21 protein-coding genes, 1 tRNA gene and 1 pseudogene are annotated in these 20,347 nt (G+C 57.4%); 14 read left to right on the top strand and 9 right to left on the bottom strand.

All coding sequences use genetic code 11. The features are described from left to right. Positions 1–11: 11 nt before the first annotated feature. Complete coding sequence (locus tag N1037_14980; GenBank protein ID UWS78565.1) at positions 12–479, bottom strand: hypothetical protein; 468 nt, start codon at positions 477–479, stop codon at positions 12–14. A gap of 263 nt (positions 480–742) precedes the next feature. Here N1037_14980 and N1037_14975 point away from each other — a divergent pair, with 263 nt between their 5' ends. From N1037_14975 to N1037_14960, 4 genes are all read left to right on the top strand, one after another. Further along, complete coding sequence (locus N1037_14975; GenBank protein ID UWS78564.1) at positions 743–1,345, top strand: VOC family protein; 603 nt, start codon at positions 743–745, stop codon at positions 1,343–1,345. Positions 1,346–1,448: 103 nt separating this feature from the next. Beyond that, positions 1,449–2,147, top strand: coding sequence for a molecular chaperone DjiA (locus N1037_14970; GenBank protein UWS78563.1), 699 nt, complete (start codon positions 1,449–1,451; stop codon positions 2,145–2,147). Continuing rightward, a complete protein-coding gene (locus N1037_14965) occupies positions 2,128–3,123 on the top strand; it encodes an endonuclease/exonuclease/phosphatase family protein (protein ID UWS78562.1) in 996 nt (331 codons plus the stop codon). Before N1037_14970 ends, N1037_14965 begins: the two co-directional genes overlap by 20 nt. A 30-nt stretch (positions 3,124–3,153) precedes the next feature. Continuing rightward, positions 3,154–3,558: a hypothetical protein gene (locus tag N1037_14960; protein UWS78561.1), complete on the top strand. Its 405-nt coding sequence runs from the start codon at positions 3,154–3,156 to the stop codon at positions 3,556–3,558. Between the two features lie 59 nt (positions 3,559–3,617). Here the strand turns inward: N1037_14960 and N1037_14955 are convergent, their stop codons facing one another. The 4 genes from N1037_14955 to N1037_14940 form a co-directional block, all read right to left on the bottom strand. After that, the gene (locus tag N1037_14955) at positions 3,618–5,162 is read right to left on the bottom strand and encodes a Ppx/GppA family phosphatase (GenBank protein ID UWS78560.1); all 1,545 of its coding nucleotides are present in this window, start codon (positions 5,160–5,162) and stop codon (positions 3,618–3,620) included. 56 nt (positions 5,163–5,218) lie between these two features. Further along, on the bottom strand, positions 5,219–5,938 hold the full coding sequence (locus tag N1037_14950) for a DnaA/Hda family protein (protein ID UWS78559.1): 720 nt from the start codon (positions 5,936–5,938) through the stop codon (positions 5,219–5,221). 1 nt (position 5,939) lies between these two features. Then, positions 5,940–7,022, bottom strand: coding sequence for an AI-2E family transporter (locus N1037_14945; protein UWS78558.1), 1,083 nt, complete (start codon positions 7,020–7,022; stop codon positions 5,940–5,942). 222 nt (positions 7,023–7,244) lie between these two features. Further along, positions 7,245–8,609: an FAD-dependent oxidoreductase gene (locus N1037_14940; GenBank protein ID UWS78557.1), complete on the bottom strand. Its 1,365-nt coding sequence runs from the start codon at positions 8,607–8,609 to the stop codon at positions 7,245–7,247. A gap of 275 nt (positions 8,610–8,884) precedes the next feature. Here N1037_14940 and N1037_14935 point away from each other — a divergent pair, with 275 nt between their 5' ends. Then, the gene (locus N1037_14935; GenBank protein UWS78556.1) at positions 8,885–10,240 is read left to right on the top strand and encodes a proline--tRNA ligase; all 1,356 of its coding nucleotides are present in this window, start codon (positions 8,885–8,887) and stop codon (positions 10,238–10,240) included. Positions 10,241–10,332: 92 nt separating this feature from the next. Here the strand turns inward: N1037_14935 and hemN are convergent, their stop codons facing one another. Then, a complete protein-coding gene (gene hemN, locus N1037_14930) occupies positions 10,333–11,688 on the bottom strand; it encodes an oxygen-independent coproporphyrinogen III oxidase (protein UWS78555.1) in 1,356 nt (451 codons plus the stop codon). Positions 11,689–11,952: 264 nt separating this feature from the next. Here hemN and N1037_14925 point away from each other — a divergent pair. Next, positions 11,953–12,039 (top strand) — tRNA-Leu (locus N1037_14925). Positions 12,040–12,465: 426 nt separating this feature from the next. Here N1037_14925 and N1037_14920 read toward each other — a convergent pair. Together N1037_14920 and N1037_14915 are read right to left on the bottom strand one after the other, a co-directional pair. Then, positions 12,466–12,891 carry a hypothetical protein gene (locus N1037_14920; GenBank protein ID UWS78554.1) on the bottom strand — a complete coding sequence of 142 codons (426 nt, stop codon included), beginning with the start codon at positions 12,889–12,891 and terminating at the stop codon, positions 12,466–12,468. Continuing rightward, positions 12,888–13,214 carry a hypothetical protein gene (locus tag N1037_14915; protein ID UWS81417.1) on the bottom strand — a complete coding sequence of 109 codons (327 nt, stop codon included), beginning with the start codon at positions 13,212–13,214 and terminating at the stop codon, positions 12,888–12,890. The genes N1037_14920 and N1037_14915 overlap by 4 nt, the downstream gene beginning before the upstream one ends. Between N1037_14915 and N1037_14910 the strand changes: the two are divergent. The 4 genes and pseudogenes from N1037_14910 to N1037_14895 all read left to right on the top strand — a co-directional run bounded on the left by N1037_14910 (position 13,150) and on the right by N1037_14895 (position 16,100). Continuing rightward, positions 13,150–13,600, top strand: a pseudogene (locus N1037_14910) (IS5/IS1182 family transposase). The gene N1037_14915 and the pseudogene N1037_14910 sit on opposite strands and share 65 nt — an antisense overlap. Positions 13,601–13,822: 222 nt before the next feature. After that, on the top strand, positions 13,823–14,116 hold the full coding sequence (locus tag N1037_14905; protein UWS78553.1) for a phosphopantetheine-binding protein: 294 nt from the start codon (positions 13,823–13,825) through the stop codon (positions 14,114–14,116). Further along, positions 14,113–14,751 carry a hypothetical protein gene (locus N1037_14900; GenBank protein ID UWS78552.1) on the top strand — a complete coding sequence of 213 codons (639 nt, stop codon included), beginning with the start codon at positions 14,113–14,115 and terminating at the stop codon, positions 14,749–14,751. Before N1037_14905 ends, N1037_14900 begins: the two co-directional genes overlap by 4 nt. A 2-nt stretch (positions 14,752–14,753) precedes the next feature. Then, positions 14,754–16,100 (top strand): AMP-binding protein, encoded by a 1,347-nt coding sequence (locus N1037_14895; protein ID UWS78551.1) that lies wholly within the window; start codon positions 14,754–14,756, stop codon positions 16,098–16,100. A 50-nt stretch (positions 16,101–16,150) separates the two neighbouring features. Here N1037_14895 and N1037_14890 read toward each other — a convergent pair whose 3' ends face one another. Beyond that, complete coding sequence (locus N1037_14890) at positions 16,151–16,927, bottom strand: 1-acyl-sn-glycerol-3-phosphate acyltransferase (protein ID UWS78550.1); 777 nt, start codon at positions 16,925–16,927, stop codon at positions 16,151–16,153. Positions 16,928–17,134: 207 nt separating this feature from the next. Between N1037_14890 and N1037_14885 the strand changes: the two genes are divergently transcribed. The 4 genes from N1037_14885 to N1037_14870 all read left to right on the top strand — a co-directional run bounded on the left by N1037_14885 (position 17,135) and on the right by N1037_14870 (position 20,310). Further along, positions 17,135–17,869, top strand: a complete 735-nt coding sequence (locus tag N1037_14885; GenBank protein UWS78549.1) for a class I SAM-dependent methyltransferase — start codon at positions 17,135–17,137, stop codon at positions 17,867–17,869. A 16-nt stretch (positions 17,870–17,885) separates the two neighbouring features. Then, positions 17,886–18,644 carry a glycosyltransferase family 2 protein gene (locus tag N1037_14880; GenBank protein ID UWS78548.1) on the top strand — a complete coding sequence of 253 codons (759 nt, stop codon included), beginning with the start codon at positions 17,886–17,888 and terminating at the stop codon, positions 18,642–18,644. Continuing rightward, entirely contained in the window at positions 18,641–19,042 is a 402-nt protein-coding gene (locus N1037_14875) for a hypothetical protein (GenBank protein ID UWS78547.1), read from the top strand. The genes N1037_14880 and N1037_14875 overlap by 4 nt, the downstream gene beginning before the upstream one ends. A gap of 338 nt (positions 19,043–19,380) precedes the next feature. Further along, positions 19,381–20,310, top strand: coding sequence for a hypothetical protein (locus N1037_14870; protein ID UWS78546.1), 930 nt, complete (start codon positions 19,381–19,383; stop codon positions 20,308–20,310). Positions 20,311–20,347 lie beyond the last annotated feature (37 nt).

The raw sequence follows: 20,347 nt of genomic DNA, 5'->3' as shown, positions 1-20,347 counted from the left end.
GTTGCGGCCCCTCACGCGTAAAAATCGATGGCCGGTTGCGACTTATCATAGCCCGCCTCTTCCAAGGCGGCCAAAACGGTGTCGCCTAAACTCAACGCGTCTTCACTGGTTGAATCATAGGCCTCAACGGTGGCGGCGATCAGCTCGACAATTTCGTCGTCAACGGTCGAAATTCCCTGCCTTTCCTGTGGCGGCAGCGGACGGTCCGCGCGCAAGGCCGCATCGGCTCCGGATTGGGCTACCCGCTCGGCTGCCGCGCTGCCTGACCCCGCCAAGGCTGCGTCAAGATTATTTCCGCTGCCCAGGTCCGGGTCTTTGACCTGAATGAGCATTGTGCGGGCATTGGTGTCCAATAGCTTGTCAGGCTCGAAACTGGACAGAAAGGCTGCGAGCTTTTCTGCTTGCTCACCATTCATCTTTGTCGATTTCCTGTTCAGGCTCGACAGTAGTTCCTGGCTCATTGAACCTTGGATCAGCATCAGATGACCTCCTATACCTCGTTCACACGGCACCAGGTGTCCTGGCGCGCTTTTGACACGGACATGGAAGAAGGGGCCTCATTATCTGAAGCCCGCGCCATGTCCAAAGTTTTCTTAATTTCATAGGGGGCAGGCCATAATTCAAGCGCTGGCAGTACCTTATGGTTTCCAAACTATGAATGTCTGCCAGTGATCACCTCCTTAGCTTTGCGCTTGAATGTCGCAAGAGGCCGGCTAGGGTGTGGCCAAAATAGGAGAGCATGATGGAACTGGATCACCTGGCCGTCGCAGGCGCAACTCTGGAAGAGGCGCGGGTTCATGTGGAAGAGGCGCTTGGTGTGGCGCTGCAGCCGGGCGGGCAACATGCGATGTTTGGCACCCATAATTACCTGCTTGGGTTGGCGGATGGGCTTTATCTTGAAGCCATCGCCATTGATCCATCTGCCACCCCCCAGCGGCGCCCCTGCTGGTTTGATCTGGACCGGTTTACCGGGGCGCCCCGGATCAGCAACTGGATTTGCCGCTGCACCGATCTGCCCGCACAACTGGCCGGGCTGCCAAAAGGGGCAGGGGAGCCTGTTTCGCTGACGCGGGGCGATCTGAAGTGGGATATGGCGGTGCCGGCGGACGGGATTCTGCCCTATGACAATATGTTTCCAGCACTGATTGAGTGGCATTCCGCCCATCCGGCGCCCAGCCTGCAGCAGCAGGGCTGTCGGCTGCACCACCTGGTGATTTCCCACCCCGAGGCGGGCGCTTTGCAAGAGGTGATGCCAATGTCTGATCCGCGGATCAGTTTTGAGACCGGCCCGATGGGGTTTGAGGCTGAGTTCGACACGCCCCACGGGCGCCGCCATCTGCGCTGAAATCAGACGCCACCGGCGGTGATTTGCCAGTTGCCCGCCGCGGTGTGCAGCGGCAACGCGGGGCAGCACTGACATCGGCTGGGTTTCCAGCTAAGGTATTGATATGACTCTTTGGTCCCGAATCTCAGATGCGCTGTCTGCGCTTGGAAAGGGCGAAAGCCTTGCGGATGTTTTTGACCGTCTGCGCACCCCGCCCGAGCGATCGGTAGCCTTTGCCATTGCGGTGGTGGCTCTGGGCGCCAAGATGGCAAAGGCAGATGGCCAGGTCACCCGGGATGAGGTCACCGCCTTTCGCGAAGTGTTCCAGATCGCCCAAAACGACGAGGCCGGCGCGGCGCGGGTCTTTGATATGGCTCGGACAGATATTGCCGGATATCAGGACTATGCGGCGCGTATCCAACGGATGTTTGCCTCGGACAGCAGCACCCTGTGTGATCTGATGGAGGGGCTGTTCCATATCGCCATGGCAGATGGCTTTTATCATCCCGGTGAAAACGAGTTTCTGGAGGATGTGAGCCGGATCTTTGGCCAGACACCACAGCAGTTTCAGGCGCTTAGGGCGCGATTTGTCCCGGATGCGCCCAAGGATCCCTATACGGTGCTTGGCGTGCCCCCGGATATGCCGCGTGAGGAGATCCGAAAATACTGGCGCAAGCTGGTGCGCGACACCCATCCGGATGCAATGATCGGGCGCGGAGTGCCGGAAGAGGCCGTGCGGCTGGCGGAAAAACGCATGATAGATATCAACCGCGCCTGGGATCAGATCAACGGATGTGAAAAACATGCGCCTGGTCACCTATAATATCGAATGGTTTGCGCATCTGTTTGACGATGCTGACAATTTGATGCTCGATGGTGAATCTTCTGGGCGCTATGGCGTCGATCGCTACACCCAGGGCCGGGGTATTGCCCATGTGCTGCAACGCCTGGATGCGGATGCGGTTATGGTCGTGGAGGCACCCAACACCGGGCGAAATCAGAGCTGTAGAAGAGCGTTGGAACGCTTTGCCGCCGAGGCAGGCCTGCGCACGGATACTGCGGTTTCCGGTTTTGCCACCGACACCCATCAAGAAATCGCGCTGCTCTATGATCCAACGGTGCTGACCGTGAAGGTGGATCCCCAGGTCAGCAAAGACACGCCACGCTTTGATGATAGCTTTCATATTGATCTGGATGTGGATGACCGGAGGGACCGGGTCCGGTTTTCCAAGCCGCCGCTGGAACTGCGGGTCAACACCAAAAAGGGCATGACTTTGCGCCTGATCGGTGCGCATTTGAAATCAAAGGCCCCCCATGGGGCTGAAAACGCCAAAGACGTGGTGCGGCTCTCCATCGCCAACCGGCGCAAGCAGCTGGCCCAGGCGATCTGGCTGCATCGGCGTGTCGCAGACCACACCGAGGCCGGCGAACATGTGATTGTCATGGGGGATCTCAATGACGGTCCAGGGCTGGACGAATATGAGCGCCTGTTTGGAAAATCCTCGGTTGAGATCGTCATGGGGACAGAGCTGACCGATCCCCATGCACAAGGTCTGCTGAAACCGCGCGAGATTGTGCAGCCCTCGACCTCCCGGTTTTACAACGCCGCAACCAAGCGCTATTTTGGTGCGCTTCTTGATTATATCATGATTTCCCACGGGTTGGAGGCCTACGCACCGCGCTGGCGTATCTGGCACCCGTTTGAGGATGCCGAGTGTTATGGCGACATTCCCCTGCGGGAGGCGCTATTGGCGGCGTCTGATCATTTTCCGGTCTCATTGGATCTTGGGCTGACTTAAATTTTTACACAGAGAGACTATATTGACCCCATGAAACATATTTTTGCTCCCGCCCTGATCGCCAGTTTTTTGATGGCCTCGCCGCTTGTTGCCCAGGACAGTGTCCCGCAGGATGGCGACAGTGGGGGCTCCAGCCTGATGGAGCGCGGGGCTGAGCTGTTTTGGAAAGGCTTGCGCGAAGAAATGGCGCCTTCCCTGGAGGAGCTGGAAGGGCTGATGTCTCAGATTGGCCCCTCAATGCAGAGTTTCCTGGCGGAAATGGGGCCGGCATTGACAGAAATCGCGGGCAAGGTCGAAGACTGGAGCCACTATGAGGCGCCGGAAATCTTGCCCAATGGCGATATCATCATTCGCCGTAAACCAGATGAACCAGACAGCACGCCACCTGAAGGTGGCTCAGCTGACGGGGCAGGCGACGGGTCCACAGATCTGTGAGCGATAGCACATGCGGTCGCTGCCAAGGCAGAGCTCCCATGTGATCACGTCAGCAGACCTTATTTGGTGATCTTGACGCTGAGCTCAGCCTCTAAGGCCTCGGCCAGCGATTTCAGACGGCTCTCGGCCACTTCACCAAACAGATCCTCGCAGGCGCGGGGCAGTTCCAAACACAGATGACGTTTGCGGGGCTGCCATTTCAACGTGCCAATATCGCCCTCTTCGCTGACCATCAGCATAGCGCCAAAACGCATGGCCTTGCCTAGGATCTCAGCTTCTTTTTGGCCCTTTTCGTCCAAAAGGTCGTAAAGATACTCAAAGGCAGTGCCCTGTCTTTTGTTGCGGTAGCGATGCAGCAGGGCCAGGCCGAGAAAAATCCGTTCAGAGTGTTTCAAGCCGCCAAGATTGGCGCGGGTTGCATTATCAAAGCAGACTTCGGCGCGATAATCCGGGTGGGCGCGCCAACTGACGTCATGCAGCAGGCAAGCGGCCTTGATCAGGCGCTTCTGGGCGTGCGGGCCAGAGCTGAACAGCGGCAGAACAAAATCATAGAGCGTTTTGCCAAAGCCTGGCAGCCGCGCGTCTTTGGACTCGGCAAAGCGGCAGGATTCCACCAGCGGGTCCCGGTTGCGCAGCCGCTGCGGCATCTGCTCATAGAGCAGGCCTTCGCGAATGCCATAGCTGGACACCGCAATATCTTTGGGCTTGAAGGTTTTGACCAGGCGCGACAGCACGTCGATGGCATAGGGCACAAGCGACATCCGCGCGGCAGAGATACCACAGGCGGTGCGCAGATCTTCGATATCATTGGTGTCGATATATTTCAGGGTTTCACGGACATCCCGCGCGGTCATTCGGTATTCATGCAAAACCCGTAAGGGATAGCCGCGCCGCATCATGTCGACACGGGCAATGGCGCGCCAGCTGCCGCCGACAAGAAACAGACGATCCGTCTGCCGCCCCATTTCGGTGCTCAGCTCCTTCATGACCGCAGATATATGCGCCTTGCGTCCGCGACGCCCGCCCTTGATGTCACGCAGTTTTAGCGGCCCAAGCGAGGAAGTCATACGCTTTCCAACCTCACCATCGTGGATTTCAGCCAGCTCCATCGAGGAGCCGCCAATATCGCACACCAGCCCATAAGACCCGGGCCAGCCTAGCAATACACCCTGGGCAGACAGCCGGGCCTCTTCGCGCCCGTCAATCACCCAGATTTTCAGCCCGGTTTCCTGCAGGACTTCCTCGCAGAACTCCGGGCCATCCTCGGCGTCGCGCACTGCGGCTGTGGCCACCACCGACAGGCCCGGCAGCCCCATGCCTTGGGCCAGATGCTGGAACCGGCGCAGCGCTGCCAGCGCCCGGACGCGCCCTTTGGGGTTCAGCTTGCCCGTTTCCGACAGGCCCGCGCCCAGGGCACACATGATCTTTTCGTTGTAGAAATAGGCCGGGCTACGTGCAGCGCCGTCAAAGATCACCATACGAACCGAGTTGGAGCCGACATCAACCACGCCTACTCGCGATAGGGCGCGGGCGCTGGGGTCTTCAAAAACGGGGCGACCAAAAGGGCCTCCATCGGGGGCGGAGCTGGCCTTGGCTGGGGTCATGGTCGCCTCATCAATTCTGCTTTGTGTTATCACGATGGGCCATGCCCAGATTTGGGTCAATCGCTGGTATATGCGACATTTTTGGTTACTTGTAGCGGATCATTTGGAAGGTCTTGTGACATCAGCCTGACCGCAAGAGGGCGCGACAGGGTGCGTCCTTCGGAGAGCGCCAGACTATCAAGCTGTTTTACGATGACAGCCGCAGCTGCAAATGAGCGATCCATATGGGCTACCAGATAAGGTATAACATCAGGTTTTGGCGTTACCTGCCTGTCGTTAAACAGTTTTGCCAGAACCACGGCAAGCAGCGCATCATCCGGGGCTTGCAGCTCGGCGTGGGTCGCGGCCTGCACCCGGCTTTGCAGATCTGCCAGCGACAGCTGCCAAAGATTCGGAGCGGCCCGCCCCGTCAACATCAGCGCATGACCATTGGACAGAACCAGATTATGCAGGTGGAACAGGGCATTTTGGGCCTCAGGGTTGCCAGCAATGGCCGGAACATCCTCCACCACCACCGGCGCCTGCGCCAGCTGGGGGACCTGGTCTTCCCGCAGGCTGCTGGCCTGCAGGATCTTGGCACCGGTCTGACTGGCCCAGACATGGGCGAGATGGGTCTTGCCAGAGCCGGCAGGGCCGGTCAGGACCAGTTTGCCGCTGGGCCAGTGAAAGGAAGGGTCCAACAGGGCCACAGCCATGGCATTGGAGGGGGCGACAAAAAAGTCATCCCGCCCCAGGGCCGTTTTGGCGGGCAAATCAAAGCTCAGCTGTTGGGCCATTTCAGGTCTCGTCTTTTTTCTGCAAGGCCGGGTGTTCCAAGCCCCGGTACAATCGGCTGTCGAGATACTGTTCTACCAGAAAACGCGCAACCACCCCGAGTGCGGCGGCCAGGGGCACGGCGACCAGCATACCAACGAATCCAAAAAGGGCGCCAAAAACCGACAGCGCCAGCAACAGCCAGACCGGGTGCAATCCGACGGAGTTACCCACCAGTTTGGGGGTCAGGTAGTTGCCTTCGATCACCTGTCCAAAAGCAAAGATGGCGCCGACGATGCCAATCGACCACCAATCGCCCCAGAACTGGAACAGGGCCAGGCCAATGGCCAACGCGCCGCCAATCAGCGCTCCGAGGTAGGGAATGAAGGTGACCATTCCGGCAATAAAGCCAACCGCCAGGCCAAAGTTGAGGCCAACAAGCATCAAGGTGACAGCGTAGTAGCTGCCCAGAATCAGGCAGACGGTGCCCATGCCGCGAATGAAGGAGGCCAGAACCGCGTCGATCTGCGACATCAGGCGGCGGATGATTGGGGCGTGATCACGCGGCAGCAGTTCGTCCACACGGGCTATCATACGATCCCAGTCGAGCAGCAAATAGACGGCAACCACTGGAACAATGATAAACAATACCAATACATTCAGAAGCGAAACTGCGGATCCGGCGATGCCCTCAACCAGTTCAATCCCTTTGCCCTGCAAGGTGCCAACAATCGAGGCAATGGTTTGTTGCGCCCGGCTGCCTTCGGTAAAGACAGAAGGGAAATGAGTCTGCGCAAAGGCTCGCAGATCCAGAAAGGCCTTGGGCAGGGTCTCGGTCAGATCAATCAGCTGATTGATCAGCGTCGGCAGCAAGACAAGCAAAGCCAGCAAAAAGATCAGCATCAAGAACACGACAATCACAGCCGTGGACGTCGACCGACTGAGCCCCATGGTTTCCAGTCGATCAGCAACAGGGTCGATCAGATAGGCAATGGCTGCGCCCAGCACAAATGGCAGTAAAACGTCGCCCAGCGACCACATCACAATGGAAAAAATCAGGGCGGCAATGCCCCAGTATTTGAACTGTTTTTTTGCCGGAAGGGCCATGACTGCGCTGCCTTTTTGCGGACTGATCCGTAGGATCTTTGCTCAGTCATCGCCCAAGGCCGCGCCCCTTGCAAGAGGAGCGGGTGGCTCTGGGGTTAATCTGAGCTGTTTTTTGCGCCGAAAGTCCCGCTTTGGCGCGTGCTCCGGCCCCTGCGAATCCCACCCAGGCTGTGTTGCCGGGGGGGGGCGCCCTGGTCGAGGAAGGGGCCGGGATGGGGCAGGTCACTCGATCCTGACGCCTTGGCGTTTCAGTTCCGCCTGCAAAGCGGTGATGTCCACAGCCTCCAGCGCGCAGTCTGATTTGACGGACAGGGCCGCAGCAATGCCTGCGCCTTGGCCCGCGACGGCACAACAGGCCATGTTGCGGGTGGCGGCATGGGCGATTCTGTCGCCACCAATGGCGCGACCGGTCACCAGCAGGCCTTCGACTCCCTTTGGCAACATGGCGCGATAGGGGATCTGCATATAGCGTCCGGTGGTGGGCAGGATCAACACGCCATAACCATCAATAAATTCCGGATAAATCCCGATGCTATCGTCAAAGCGGCCCTGATTGCGGGTCTCATCCTCGGTAATGTTGTGGTGGGCGTCGATCTTGCGGGTGTCGCGAATGCCGATGGTCATGCCAAAATTGCGCAACCGCGCCGCTTCGCAGCCCGGCGTGTAGGCATTCAGCGCTTTTATCGCCAACATGGCCTGTTTGCGGCCTTCGATTTCGCCCTGGGTCATGCTGTCGGGGTCGGTGCCGTCGATGCCTGCCAGATGCACCAGGTTCATATAGGTCATCTCGCCACTGTCATGCACCGCGCCCCAGGTGCCGCCAATGGTGTTGAGATGCGCGGGGATCACCCCGTCGCGGATCGCTTGTCCAAAGGGTTTGGCCAAAAAGGGAGAATACATCTCGTCTTCTTTACCGGAGGTTTCGACCTGCCATTCACCGGTGGACCAGTCAGCATAGGTCTGCGGGTCGGCCTTGACGCCCTCGATGAATTTTTGCTTGTCGACACCTGCGATGTGGAACATGACGCTGGCCGCCTGCATTTCCTCCACCGGGGTTTTCATTGTAGGCGCCCCCATCATATGGGCAATGTCCGCATCACCAGTGGCGTCGATCACCCGTTTGGCCAGCACCGCTTCGCGGCCTGCCTTGCTTTCGACAATGACGCCGGTGACACGGCTGCCTTCCCGGATTGGGGCCACAAAGACCCGGTGCAGCATGGGGTGGATTCCGGCCTCTTCTACCAGCTTGTCTGCCACCAGTTTGAAGCCCTCGCTGTCCAGCTCATAGGACAGGGATTGGCTTTCGGGTACGGCGGCGCCCATGGATTTGGCACGGTCTTCGAATTCCCAGCCTATCCCCCCGGCCTCAACCGTTTGCTCGTGACGATACCAGGCAAAACCCTCCACGCCGACGGTGGTGATATTGCCACCAAAACAGCCAAACCGGTCCAGCAGAGCCACGGCAACACCAGCCCGTGCCGCAGCCAATGCCGCGGCCAGCCCGCCGGGGCCGGAGCCCACCACCAGCACTTCGGTTTCATGGATCACCGGTATCTCACGGGCTGGTTCAAGAATGGTTTTGGTCAAGTCTTTCTCCTTAAAGACAGCGAAGCAGCTCCGGGCTGGCAGTGAGGTTTCCGCTAACAGATATATTCCTGTATGGTCGTTCAAGTTATTTTTGCGCTGCTCGGATGGAAAAGTGACAACATCGCGCTGACAGGCCGGTAAAAATCACCTGTGGTCGGGCCGGCAGCTTGCCAGGCGGCCCGTGCTTTCGTGCCTCTGCTCTTGCTCGCCTTCGTCGCAGCCACTACACCGGGCGGGATCGCGAAAACACGAACCACATCAGCTCTGGAGCCATTATGCGCCTGTCCCGCTATTTCCTGCCTGTTCTGAAAGAGACCCCCTCCGAGGCCCAAATTGTCAGCCACCGCTACATGCTGCGCGCCGGAATGATCAAGCAATCCTCTGCTGGCATCTATTCCTGGTTGCCGCTTGGCTTCAAAGTGCTGAAAAAGCTTGAAGGCATCGTGCACGAAGAGCAGCAGCGCGCCGGCCACATTCCGATGCTGATGCCCACCATCCAATCGGCGGATCTGTGGCAAGAGTCCGGTCGCTATGATGACTATGGGGCCGAAATGCTGCGCATCAGCGACCGCCATGGCCGCGATATGCTGTATGGTCCCACCAATGAAGAGCTGATCACCGATATTTTCCGTGCCAACGTCAGTTCCTACAAGGATCTGCCGCTGACCCTTTATCATATTCAGTGGAAATTCCGCGATGAGATCCGTCCGCGCTTTGGCGTGATGCGGGGGCGCGAATTCTATATGAAGGACGGGTATAATTTCGACCTCACCCAGGAGGACGCGCTGCACGCCTATAACCGTCACTTGGTTAGCTACCTGCGCACCTATGAACGCATGGGCCTGCAAGCCATTCCGATGCGCGCTGACGGCGGGCCAATTGGTGGCGATTATACCCATGAGTTCCTGGTGCTGGCGGAAACCGGTGAAAGCGAGGTCTTTTATGATAGCGCCGTCACCGATCTGAGTTTTGGGGATCGTGAAATCGACTATGACAGTGTCGAGCAGTGTCAGAGCGTGCTGGAGGAGTTCACCTCAAAATATGCCCGCACCGATGAGACCCATGACGCGGCGCTGTTCAACGAGGTGCCAGAAGAGCGCCGCCGGGTGGCGCGTGGTATCGAGGTTGGCCAGATCTTCTATTTTGGCACCAAATATTCCGAGGCCATGGGCGCAACCGTTCAGGGGCCAGACGGCAAACCCACCCCGGTTCACATGGGCTCGCATGGCATTGGCGTGTCGCGTCTGTTGGGCGCCATCATCGAAGCCAGCCATGACGACAAGGGCATCATCTGGCCCGAAGGCGTGACGCCGTTCCACTGTGGTATCGTCAACCTCAAGCAGGGCGATGACGAGGCGGACGCTGCCTGTAACCAGCTGTATGCGGCGCTGACCGCGCTGGGGCTGGAGCCGCTTTATGATGACCGTAAAGAACGCGCCGGCGGAAAATTTGCCACCATGGATCTGATTGGCCTGCCCTGGCGCATCACCGTTGGCCCCCGTGGTCTGAAAAACGGCGTGGTTGAACTGACCTCGCGCCGCAGCGGTGAAAGCGAAGAGCTGAGCCCGGAAGAGGCGGTGAAAAAGATCGCCGCAATCTATGCCAAGCACGGGGCCACCCGGGGGTTCTGATCCCAGATTGGGCGGCAAGACTTACATGACTTCTAGGGGAGGCGGGCCAGATGGCGCGCCTCCACTTTTTTGAATTTACGGTATGTTCCGCGTTATGAGGCGCGGCTGAATTTGGCATCCGCTGGCATGTGGGCATCAAACAGGCTGGCAATAATCCGGGTCATCGGGCGTCCCTCTTCGGTGATTTCCAGCTTTGCATCCGTCAGGCTGACCAGATCGCCAAAGCGGGCAACCACCTGTTGTAAATCTGTGTCCAGCCCGGCGGTCAGCGCACCAAATTGCTGCGAAAGAGCCTCTCGGTCCAGGGCAAAATCACACATGATCATCTCAATGGCGCGCGCGCGCATCAGGTCTTCCTGCGTCATTTCGTGGCCTCGTGCGCCAGCCAGGTGCCCGGCTTCGATATGTTTGATATAGGCCGGAGTGGCCGCAGCATTCTGCACATAGCCGCCCGGAAACCGCGAGATAGACGAGGCACCAATACCAATGAGGGCAGGGCAGATGTCTTCGGTATAGCCCTGAAAATTGCGTCGCAGATGACCGGTGCGCGCCGCCTTGGCCAGGCCGTCGTCCGGCAGGGCAAAGTGGTCGATACCGATGGCTTGGAACCCGGCTTCGGCAAAGGCGGTTGCCGATTGTCCCGCCAGGGCAAAGCGCGCCTGATCATCCGGCAGAACCGTCTCATCAATCAGCTTTTGGCGCTTGGCAACCCAAGGCACATGGGCATATCCAAACAGGGCGATGCGGTCGGGCTTGAGGCTCAGCACCTTGTCCAGCGTATCCGCCATGCGAGCCGGGGTTTGATGCGGCAGACCGTAGACCAGATCGGCATTCAGCGAGGTAATCCCAGCAGCGCGCAGATCCTCGACACAGGCCAGGGTTGCCTCATAGGGCTGCTGGCGGCCAATGGCCTCTTGCACCAGGGGATCAAAATCCTGGATGCCAATACTGGCCCGGTTCATGCCTTCGGCGGCAAGGGCGGCGATTTTGTCCCGGTCCACCAGGGTTGGGTCGATTTCCACCGAGAACTCCCAGTCGGGGGTCTGCGCAAACACGTCTTTGACGGCGCGCGCCAGCCTGTGGATCAAAGCAGGGGGCAGGATGGTGGGTGTGCCGCCGCCCCAATGCAGTCGCCCCATGCGCAGGCCCTTTGGCAGGGTGTCTGCCAGCAAGGCAAGCTCGGCCTCCAGCGTGCCTATATAGCTCTCAACCGGGCTCAGCGATTGGGTGCCCTGGGTGCGGCAGGCGCAGAACCAGCACAGGCGTTCGCAAAAGGGGATGTGGATATAGACCGACACCGGAACCTTTGGGTCCAGGGTTGCCAGCTGTCGCTGTTGCGACGTCAGCCCGATATTGGGGCTAAACACCGGCGCGGTGGGATAGGAAGTATAGCGGGGCACGCGGCTGTCAAAAAGCCCAAGCGCGGCAAGGCGATCAATCTGTTTCATGACTCCCATTTGTCCCTTAATCCGTGGTCTCGCTTTGCGCAGGATCAAATAGGGAAGAAAATTTGGCCCTCTTACTTCCCTCTTTACCCGCCCTCTGACCTCCCTCTGGCTGGCGGGATAAGCTGTTGAAAAGAAACCTGACTATGGAAACCTCCCCGGATCCTGCCTGCTATTGCACGGTGTCGTGATTTTTTATGGCCCTAGCTTTGCTTTTCCGTTTGACGCCCGCCGCGCATCGCCTTATACGGCCCCAACACGACACCTGCCCAGGTGGCGGAATTGGTAGACGCGCTAGCTTCAGGTGCTAGTATTGGCAACGATGTGGAGGTTCGAGTCCTCTCCTGGGCACCAAGATCACTCCCCTAAAAATCAACAAGATATGTTTTTTAAGGGGTTTGCCATTTTGAGTTCTCAAATTGCCCCACAAACTGCTCCACCTTATGGGGTCCGCATCCCGACCAGAATCTACTCGCTGAAGCTGCGAGGGCGGAGACCAAAGCGACAGGAAAATCCTCCGCATACACTGGCTACGAAATGCGCCTCTCGACAACCGTCTGACAAACCCAGGCCATCCTCGACAACTGCACCGCCCCGCTATCCGGGTTGGCCCAGAATTGCGTTCTCCGCGGTATCACCGCCGATTTCTGTCAAAAGGCGTGCCGACGCTTGAGCAGCAGAAGGTATGGGTGTCGGCACGCATGAGATTGGTTGTCTAAACCAGTCCCTGGGCATCTCTGCCCTCAAGATGACGGCGCCGATGATAGGCGCCGTCTTGGCTCATTCTTGAAGAAGATCGTCAATCAGACGCTCGGCTTTCGCATAGTCGATGACTTCGGTGGCGGCTTCGTACAGGCCGATCGGATTCCCGACAGCGACCGCCAGAGAATGTGCGCGCGTATCGAAATGGCGCTCATGATGGCCGCCATGCACTTTGTGCTCATCGGCGATCCACGTTGTCTGAATACCTTTTTCGATTTCTACCCGCATGAAATCGATCAAGATCTCCAGGTCGCGCAAAAGTGGCTCAGTGAGCAGTGCATCCGCATGCAGGTGGCGTTTCACTGCCTCGGCAAGCACGCACCTATGCGGAGGCAGTGACGGGATGATGACTTCATGGAGCTGGTCACGCACGATGCGCGCTTGCATCACTGCATCCGCAGTTAACGCCAACAGAAACTCTCGGTGGGAAAGTTCTGCGCTCATTTCAGGTCTCCCATTTTTTGGGCTTCGACGCTGTAATGAGGACCTTGTGTGCCATTGACATCAATCGAACAGCCAAGAAGTCCCGAGACGGTCGGAGAGTTGCGCAATGCTTGGGCCAGACCCTCCGCCAGCAGGCAGATATCCTCGACGACCGGATCGGCGGGGTCAATGGCCGCGAAGAACCCTGATTCAACCCGACCAGGATCGTCGACGTGTTCGAGAAAAAGGATTTCCCGCAGCTGCTTGAGCAGACCTGCAGTCCTACGCGACGGCGCAAGCTCCCGGCTCAAGGCCGAAGGCGAAGGCGAGTGGAAGGCTCGCAAGCAGGGTGGTCCAAAACGTCGGCTCTGGCGCAAGATACACATAGGAATTGACAAAGAAATGCCATGACGCGAGTGCCGCTCGTGGTGCCCATGCTGTCCTACCACCACGCAAGAACGCCAAACCGCGGCAACCCACCCCGGCCGGAGCCATCGCTCGGAACGATGCAGTGGATGCCTCGCGCTACCTCGATCGAACCATTTGGAAGCGATGCAGCGGATATCACCGCAGGAGCCGCGTCGAGACCAAGATGCACTGTGTGAAGCAATTGGACCAATCCTTGATGGCCCGAGACTTCGAGCGATAGATCGCTGAGATCCAAATCCGGATCGCCGTATTGAACCGCTACACCGCTCTTGGCAAACCTGTCACAGAGCCCCCAGGATAACTCCGTCCTGGGAAAGGGGGAGTCTGTCCTTCAGACGATTTGCGCAACAAAGCCGGGCCACTTCACTAAGCCTCCAGGTTACTCGTCTGGTGATTGTGCATGATAGCGAATAAACTCGCCCCATTTCTGGCTAGACGGAACAGTTCCCGGCAGATAATAAATTGCCACTAAACAGGCCGTAGCGAAATCTGCTTCGGGGCAGTGCCAAAAAATGGAGCAGACATGTCAGTAACCCAACTTGCAGATCAGGGCGATTTTGAAAAGCTACAGATTGAAGTCGCTGAATTGATTGTGAAGGCTTTGGTTCTGGATGACGTGACTGCTGCGGAAATCGATTTTGATGCTCCTTTGTTCGGTGAGGGGCTTGGGCTTGACTCCATCGACGCCCTGGAAATCGCCTTTGCCATCAGCGAGACCTATGGCTTCAAACTGCGCTCCGATGATGAGCGTAACGAAGAGATCTTCTCTTGCGTGCGTGCTCTTTCCAGTCACATCGCGGAAAACCGCAAGACGTGAGCCTAAATCCAGCAGGCTGGCCTCCTCATCTGAGGGCGGCCGTCACGGGTGCCTTGCTCGTCTCCTGCTGGCTGTTCGCTTCGCCTCTGCTGAATGCTGTCTTCATTCTGTTCACCCTGCATGTCTTTTCGCTGTTCTTGCGTGATGTCTGCGGCCTTCAATGGGCCAGACTAATCCTGCTGAGGATCGGGGGGACCTTGGGGGTGCTCCTGGCGTTCTTGAAGCCAGAGCTGCAATTTGTGCCCTATCTCGCCGTCATCGCAATCAATCTGAGCATGGCCTATGTCTTTGGCCACAATCTACTGCGCGGGCAGCCCAGCGTTTTGCTCCAGTTCGTCACCGCCGCTCATCTAGGACCAAACCCATCTGCAGAGTTCACGGCCTACCTAAGGCGGCAATGCGGGGTCTGGCTGGGCGTCGGTCTGTTTTGCGCTGGTTTGGGCCTACTGGCCCTTGGGAGTGAACCCCTGCGCCCCCTTGCTAGCGTGATATTGGTCACGCTTCTGGTTGCTCAGGTGCTGTGGTTTGTCATATCTCATGAAATTGCCCGCCTTCGGTTTAAACGGCCGGAAACCTGGCAGCGCTCTATATCATTGATAATGCAGCGTGATACCTGGAAGAAATTGGACATCTGAACATGTATGCAGCAGACAGAAACCTGTTCTTTTCAAAAGATGGCACTATTGATCAAAAGCAATTTGTCACCGATATTGCTGCCCTGCGCGGTCAGGTGCAGGGGGCGGGATCGATCTGCAACCTGTTTCAGGATCGCTACCAATTCTCCCTCGGCATTGTCGCCGGGTTGTTGAACAAACAAACGATTGTCCTGCCGCCTTCGCTGGCACCAGAGGCGATCCGCTCCGCGATTTCCGATGCGCCCGCCCCAGTCATTCTGAGCACCAACGCAGATCATGACGCGCTTGCACCCCGCCTGTCGTTTGAAGCTGCGCAGCCCGGACAGGTAGAGGTTCGGGACTTTGCAACACTGCTGCAAGACAGTTCCACAGAAATTCGCGTTTATAGCTCAGGCTCGACCAAGCAGCCAAAATGTAACGTCAAAACCTGGAAGATGCTACGCGGCGGTGCGGCGATAACCGATCAGATCATTCAGGATCTGGATGCGTCCCCATCAGAGGTCGGCCTGCTGGGCACCACGCCGCATGGTCATATGTACGGGCTGGAAGCCACAATCTTTGCCACGCTTGGTTTTGGTCATGCGACCTATCGGGACACCATTTTTTATCCCGCCGACCTGGAAGCGGCGGTTGAGGCGGCGCGCGCCTGCGGAATTTCCAAACTTGTACTGATCACCAGCCCTGCACATCTGCGGTTTCTTGAGGCTGCCATTTTGGCCGCACCGGAAATCATCTGCGTGCTCTCCGCCACAGCGCCCTTCCCTCAGGCGCTGGCTCAGAAACTGGCCCGCAGAGAAAACCTGAAGGTCATGGAGATATATGGCAGCACCGAGACCGGCTCCATGGCGCTGCGACAAACCGCACATGAACAGGCTTGGAGCCTCTCGGCTGGGTTTGAGCTGAAAAAGGCGCAGGCCATCTGCCTGGCCTCTGCACCGCATCTGCCAGAACCTATCGCGCTGGAAGACGAGATCGAGCAACATCCCGATGGGCGCTTTACCCTGCTTGGCCGCGCCGGCGACATGGTGAGCGTGCGAGGAAAGCGGAACAGGCTTGCGGCCTTGAATGCGATCCTTTCGGAGGTTTCCGAAATATCCGATGGGGTTTTCCTGCACGACAAGCGCAGCGAGACCGATGCCCTGGCCATAGCAGTGGTGCCGCCTCTGGACAGTTCCCTGTCAGAGTCTGAGATACGCAGCCTGGTGCGCCGCCACCTCTTGCGCCATCTCGATGCAGCCTTTGTTCCTAAAAAGCTGTTATTTTTACCCGAAATTCCCCGCTCTGCTACCGGAAAGATCACCCGCGCAACAACGCTAGAACTGTTGAAAAAAGCCGGATTGCAGAGCTAGCCCGCTCTCTGTGCGCTTTGGCTCAGGTCCGCGAATTTTGGCTCGCAGGCTTATACCTGCGGAGCCATCAGTTTTGCCGCCTCCGTGCGAACGCTTTCTTCCAGCTCTGCTGCAAATTCATTTGGGTTTTTGCCCGCTTCGATGGGCGGCAGAAACCGCAACGTAATCACTGCGGGTGGTTTTGTCGCGTAGCCCGATGGCCAATGAAGACCTGAATCCGTCACAAAAGGCACAACCGGCACACCGCAGTGTTTGTACAGGATCTCAAACCCACGCGCGTAGGGGCGGGTTTCTCCGATGGGAACGCGGGACCCTTCTGGAAAAATGACCATACTCCTACCTTCGCGGATCGAGGCCTTACCCTCTTTCAACAGGCGGCGGATGTTCTTGCCTGGGGTCTCGGGATCAATGGGGGTCATTGGCGCATGTTTCAAACCCCAACCGAACACCGGAATAGACATAGCAGCGCGCTTGGTCACCATGTTCACATGGGGCACCAGCACCGTCATCATCACAGATTCCCAGGCGGTAAGGTGATTGCCCATATAGATCACAGGCCCAGCGGGAATGTGTTCCCGACCTTCGATCTTGTAAGTCACCCCAAGGATGTATTTGGCACCATAAATATACCCACATGACCAAAACCGAAGCAATCGGCGCACCAATACCGGCGTTGGCCGCCAATGCAGGTAAAAAATGATGCAGGCGCCTGCTGTAATACTGACCAGGAAAACGAAGGCTTCATAGACACGGGTTCTTAGCCAGGCAGCTAAATATGGCAAAAGCCGTTTTGACTGAACGTTTTCTTCGTGGGCAAAGGTATTCATGACTTCCATCAGCTTGGTACGAGGGCAAAACCGTCTATACACGTCGAATGTAACGCAACAAACACCTTTTAAAACCACTGCGCCGTGTAGGTTTAGCACCTTGCAGGGCTGGCAGGCTTGATTTCTCTACTGGTATAAGTTGCGCTGAAGAGCCAAGGATCTGATTCGAGAGTTTTGGCCGAATATCTAGGCGACAAGGTCTTATCAATGTCCGACGGCAACAAACCAATCGTAGTTGGTGAGTATTACGAGTCACACGCAGAAAAGCAGGCCTTCCTGCGTCAGGTGTTTGACGACACTGCTAAAAACTATGAGGCCATCGCAAAATGGGGCTGGTTCGGCTCTGGCGACTGGTATCGCCGCGAGGCCCTGCGCCGCAATGGTGTGACCTCCGAGATGCGGGTGCTTGATGTTGCCACCGGCACCGGTCAGGTGGCACGGGCGCTGATGACCATTCTGGATGACCCCAAACAGATTGAATGCGTTGAACCCTCGGCCGGCATGATCGCAGAGGCCAAGAAACGTGTTCCGGTCACTTTTCACCAGTCCACAGCAGAAAAACTGCCCGTTGAAAACCAAAGCTTCGACTTTCTGACCATGGGGTTTGCCCTGCGTCATGTGGACAGCCTAGATGACAGTTTCACTGAATATCACCGGGTTCTGAAAGACGGCGGCAAGGTGCTGATCATGGATGTGACAGTACCAGAAAAAGCCATTCCCAAGGCCCTGTTCCGCCTCTACTTCAAGCATATCCTGCCGACAGTGGCGATGATCCTGACCAGAGACCGCAATGTGTTTCGTCTGATGCGCTATTACTGGGAATCCATGGATCAGATGGTACCAATAGAAAACGTATTGGACAGCCTGCGCAAAGCCGGGTTCACAACGGTCGAGCACAACTCGTTGCTGGGCTGTTTTTCCGAATATGTCGCGCGCCGATAACGGACGCTGATCCCTCATGGCCAGTCCTTTTGCTCTGATCCCGGCACACAACGAGATCCTGACCGTTCGGCAGGTGGTCGAGGAAACCATCCCTTTGGTGGACAAGGTCATTGTGGTCGATGATGGATCAACGGATGGCACGGCGGGCTCCTTATCCAATACCGGAGCTACTGTGCTGCGTCACGAGATCAACCTGGGCAAGGGGGATCGCCTGGTCGAAGGCTTCCAGTCGGCACTGGACAAAGGTGCAACGGCAGTGATCGTGCTGGATGCTGATATGCAGCACGACCCTGCGGATATCCCCAAATTTCTGGCGCAGCATCAGGATAATCCCCTGGCCATTGTCATGGGGGATCGCTCTGCCGATATGGAAAACATGCCCGGGTCCCGCCGCAAAGGCATCAAATTTGGCAACTTCTTTATTGGCTGGGCCTGCGGCCGCCGGATCAAGGACGCCCAATGTGGCATGCGGCTCTACCCCGCGACCGCATTGAAGCGGCTGGACATTCCCAGGCGCCATATTGGGGGGTTCAAATTTGAAACCGCCGCACTGCTCTATGCTGCGGAGAAGGGAATTCCCTTTGAATACGTGCCCCTGAAAGCCCGCTATGAGGGCTTTGTCCTGCGCCCAAGCCACTTTGACCCCCTGCGTGACTTCATGCGGCTGTTTGGGCTCGTCACCGAATTTCTACTTCTTAGAGGCCTGCGCCCAATGGGCTTTTTGAAGGCCTTGGGACTTATTGACCAGAAACATAATCGAGGAGAGACGAAATGAAACTTTTGACCTATGCCTTCCTGGGCGCCCTTGCCCTGCAACCGCTGACAGCGACAACCGCGGCGGCTCTGCAGAAAGTCCGGACGTCCTATGTTCAGCTCAGCGAAGTGACATCAAAGAACACCACGATCCGTGGTGTGGAGAATGCCCTTAAAACCTGCAGCTCGGCACGTGGCTGGAAGTTCAGCCGTGTCGCACAAGGCAAGTTGATCGGCCAACTGACGGTGCGCGGCAAACATTATGTTGAAGTTGACGTTGAATACAGCAGCCAGGCCTTCAAGATCTCTTACAGAGACTCAAAGAACATGAAATTCGACGCCGAAAAGAACACCATCCACAAACGCTACAACAGCTGGATCGAAAACCTGACCAACGATGTGATCTTTTGCCTAAAGTAACCCCCAACTATCCGATCCGGCACATCTGCTCGGAGGCTTGGCTGTGCAGCTGATCAGATCAGAGGGCGTTGATCCCAAGTCCAGGTGCCTGGACGGCCATTTCCCCGGGAACCCAATTGTTCCCGGGGCGGTTCTGTTGGGGCTGGCCGAACAGGCCTTACGCGACATCGGATATGAGATTAAATGCGTTCAACGCATGAAGTTTCTGCGCCAACTCATCCCAGATCAGCCGTATGAAATCACCTTGGAAATAGGGGCAGGGGGCACCCTTGCGAAACTTGCGTGGATCTCAGGGACAGAAACCCTGGCAAATGCGCGGGTAGAACTGCGGCCGACCAATGGCTGAGCAAGAAACCGGGGTGGACCAGGCGACTGGCTGGACCAAAGCCAGGGAATCTGGGTCTTTGTGGCAGTTGAAATTCATGCGGCTACTGGCAAGCAGACCCCCAAGCCTGATATACGTGCCCCTGCTCTGGGGTATTGCATTGGTCTTTGCGATCGACAAACGACGGTTGAGCACCCGAGCCTCGATCGCCTTTCTCACCCGCATTCTGGGCCGCGCACCAACGCTATTGGAACGCATGCGGCACGCCAGGACTTTCAGTCATGCCTTCTTTGACCGGGTGCGGTTGTTGGGGCGCGGGGTTGAGCAGTTTACCGTGTCGACGCGCGGTGCGGAGCCTATTCAAGACCTTGTAAACCAGGGCAAAGGGGCCGTGTTGCTGGGCGCGCATTACGGTAGTTTTGAAGCCCTCAGAGCGTTGGATCGTGAACTTCCAGGCCTGTCCGTTCGCTATATGATGTTCACGCAACACGCCAGCAAAAGCACCGGCATTTTGGAGGGCATCAACCCGGACGTCAGTGAAAAGATCATCGCTTTGGAAAATGGCCCCATGGCGATGATCCAGGTCTCTGATGCCCTGAGCCGCGGCGAGTTTGTGGCTATTCTGGGGGATCGGCTGCCCGATGCGACTGTACGTGCAAAACAGGATGTCTCATTTCTGGGCGATGATATAGAAGTGCCCCTATCCCCCTACCTGACTGCAATGGCAGCCAGGGTTCCAATTATCCTTAGTTTCGCCAGATGGGAATCCAGAGACCACTATGCCGCTGAATTCACACAGTTCTATGATGGGGCGCCTGTGCCACGACCCGAGCGCGCTGAAGCCGCTGCACATATGGCGCAGGACTATGCAAAGGCTCTTGAAGGCTGGTGTCGCGTCGATCCTTATAACTGGTTCAACTTCTTCGATATCTGGCGCCGCTGAGCCAAGCTGCTCGCAGCCGGCCCCTGCAACGCTGGAG

Origin of the sequence: Phaeobacter sp. G2 (genome assembly GCA_025163595.1) — a bacterium.
Taxonomy (GTDB): Bacteria; Pseudomonadota; Alphaproteobacteria; order Rhodobacterales; family Rhodobacteraceae; genus Pseudophaeobacter.
The sequence above is the reverse complement of the archived record's forward strand: the minus strand, read 5'-3'. Positions and strand labels throughout refer to the sequence as shown.

Bases quoted from the DNA above. Each gene is read 5' to 3' on its own strand.
- N1037_14980 (UWS78565.1), bottom strand. From the start codon at position 479: ATGCTGATCCAAGGTTCAATGAGCCAGGAACTACTGTCGAGCCTGAAC.
- N1037_14975 (UWS78564.1), top strand. From the start codon at position 743: ATGGAACTGGATCACCTGGCCGTCGCAGGCGCAACTCTGGAAGAGGCG.
- N1037_14970 (UWS78563.1), top strand. From the start codon at position 1,449: ATGACTCTTTGGTCCCGAATCTCAGATGCGCTGTCTGCGCTTGGAAAG.
- N1037_14965 (UWS78562.1), top strand. From the start codon at position 2,128: ATGCGCCTGGTCACCTATAATATCGAATGGTTTGCGCATCTGTTTGAC.
- N1037_14960 (UWS78561.1), top strand. From the start codon at position 3,154: ATGAAACATATTTTTGCTCCCGCCCTGATCGCCAGTTTTTTGATGGCC.
- N1037_14955 (UWS78560.1), bottom strand. From the start codon at position 5,162: ATGACCCCAGCCAAGGCCAGCTCCGCCCCCGATGGAGGCCCTTTTGGT.
- N1037_14950 (UWS78559.1), bottom strand. From the start codon at position 5,938: ATGGCCCAACAGCTGAGCTTTGATTTGCCCGCCAAAACGGCCCTGGGG.
- N1037_14945 (UWS78558.1), bottom strand. From the start codon at position 7,022: ATGGCCCTTCCGGCAAAAAAACAGTTCAAATACTGGGGCATTGCCGCC.
- N1037_14935 (UWS78556.1), top strand. From the start codon at position 8,885: ATGCGCCTGTCCCGCTATTTCCTGCCTGTTCTGAAAGAGACCCCCTCC.
- hemN (UWS78555.1), bottom strand. From the start codon at position 11,688: ATGAAACAGATTGATCGCCTTGCCGCGCTTGGGCTTTTTGACAGCCGC.
- N1037_14920 (UWS78554.1), bottom strand. From the start codon at position 12,891: ATGAGCGCAGAACTTTCCCACCGAGAGTTTCTGTTGGCGTTAACTGCG.
- N1037_14905 (UWS78553.1), top strand. From the start codon at position 13,823: ATGTCAGTAACCCAACTTGCAGATCAGGGCGATTTTGAAAAGCTACAG.
- N1037_14895 (UWS78551.1), top strand. From the start codon at position 14,754: ATGTATGCAGCAGACAGAAACCTGTTCTTTTCAAAAGATGGCACTATT.
- N1037_14890 (UWS78550.1), bottom strand. From the start codon at position 16,927: ATGAATACCTTTGCCCACGAAGAAAACGTTCAGTCAAAACGGCTTTTG.
- N1037_14885 (UWS78549.1), top strand. From the start codon at position 17,135: ATGTCCGACGGCAACAAACCAATCGTAGTTGGTGAGTATTACGAGTCA.
- N1037_14880 (UWS78548.1), top strand. From the start codon at position 17,886: ATGGCCAGTCCTTTTGCTCTGATCCCGGCACACAACGAGATCCTGACC.
- N1037_14875 (UWS78547.1), top strand. From the start codon at position 18,641: ATGAAACTTTTGACCTATGCCTTCCTGGGCGCCCTTGCCCTGCAACCG.
- N1037_14870 (UWS78546.1), top strand. From the start codon at position 19,381: ATGGCTGAGCAAGAAACCGGGGTGGACCAGGCGACTGGCTGGACCAAA.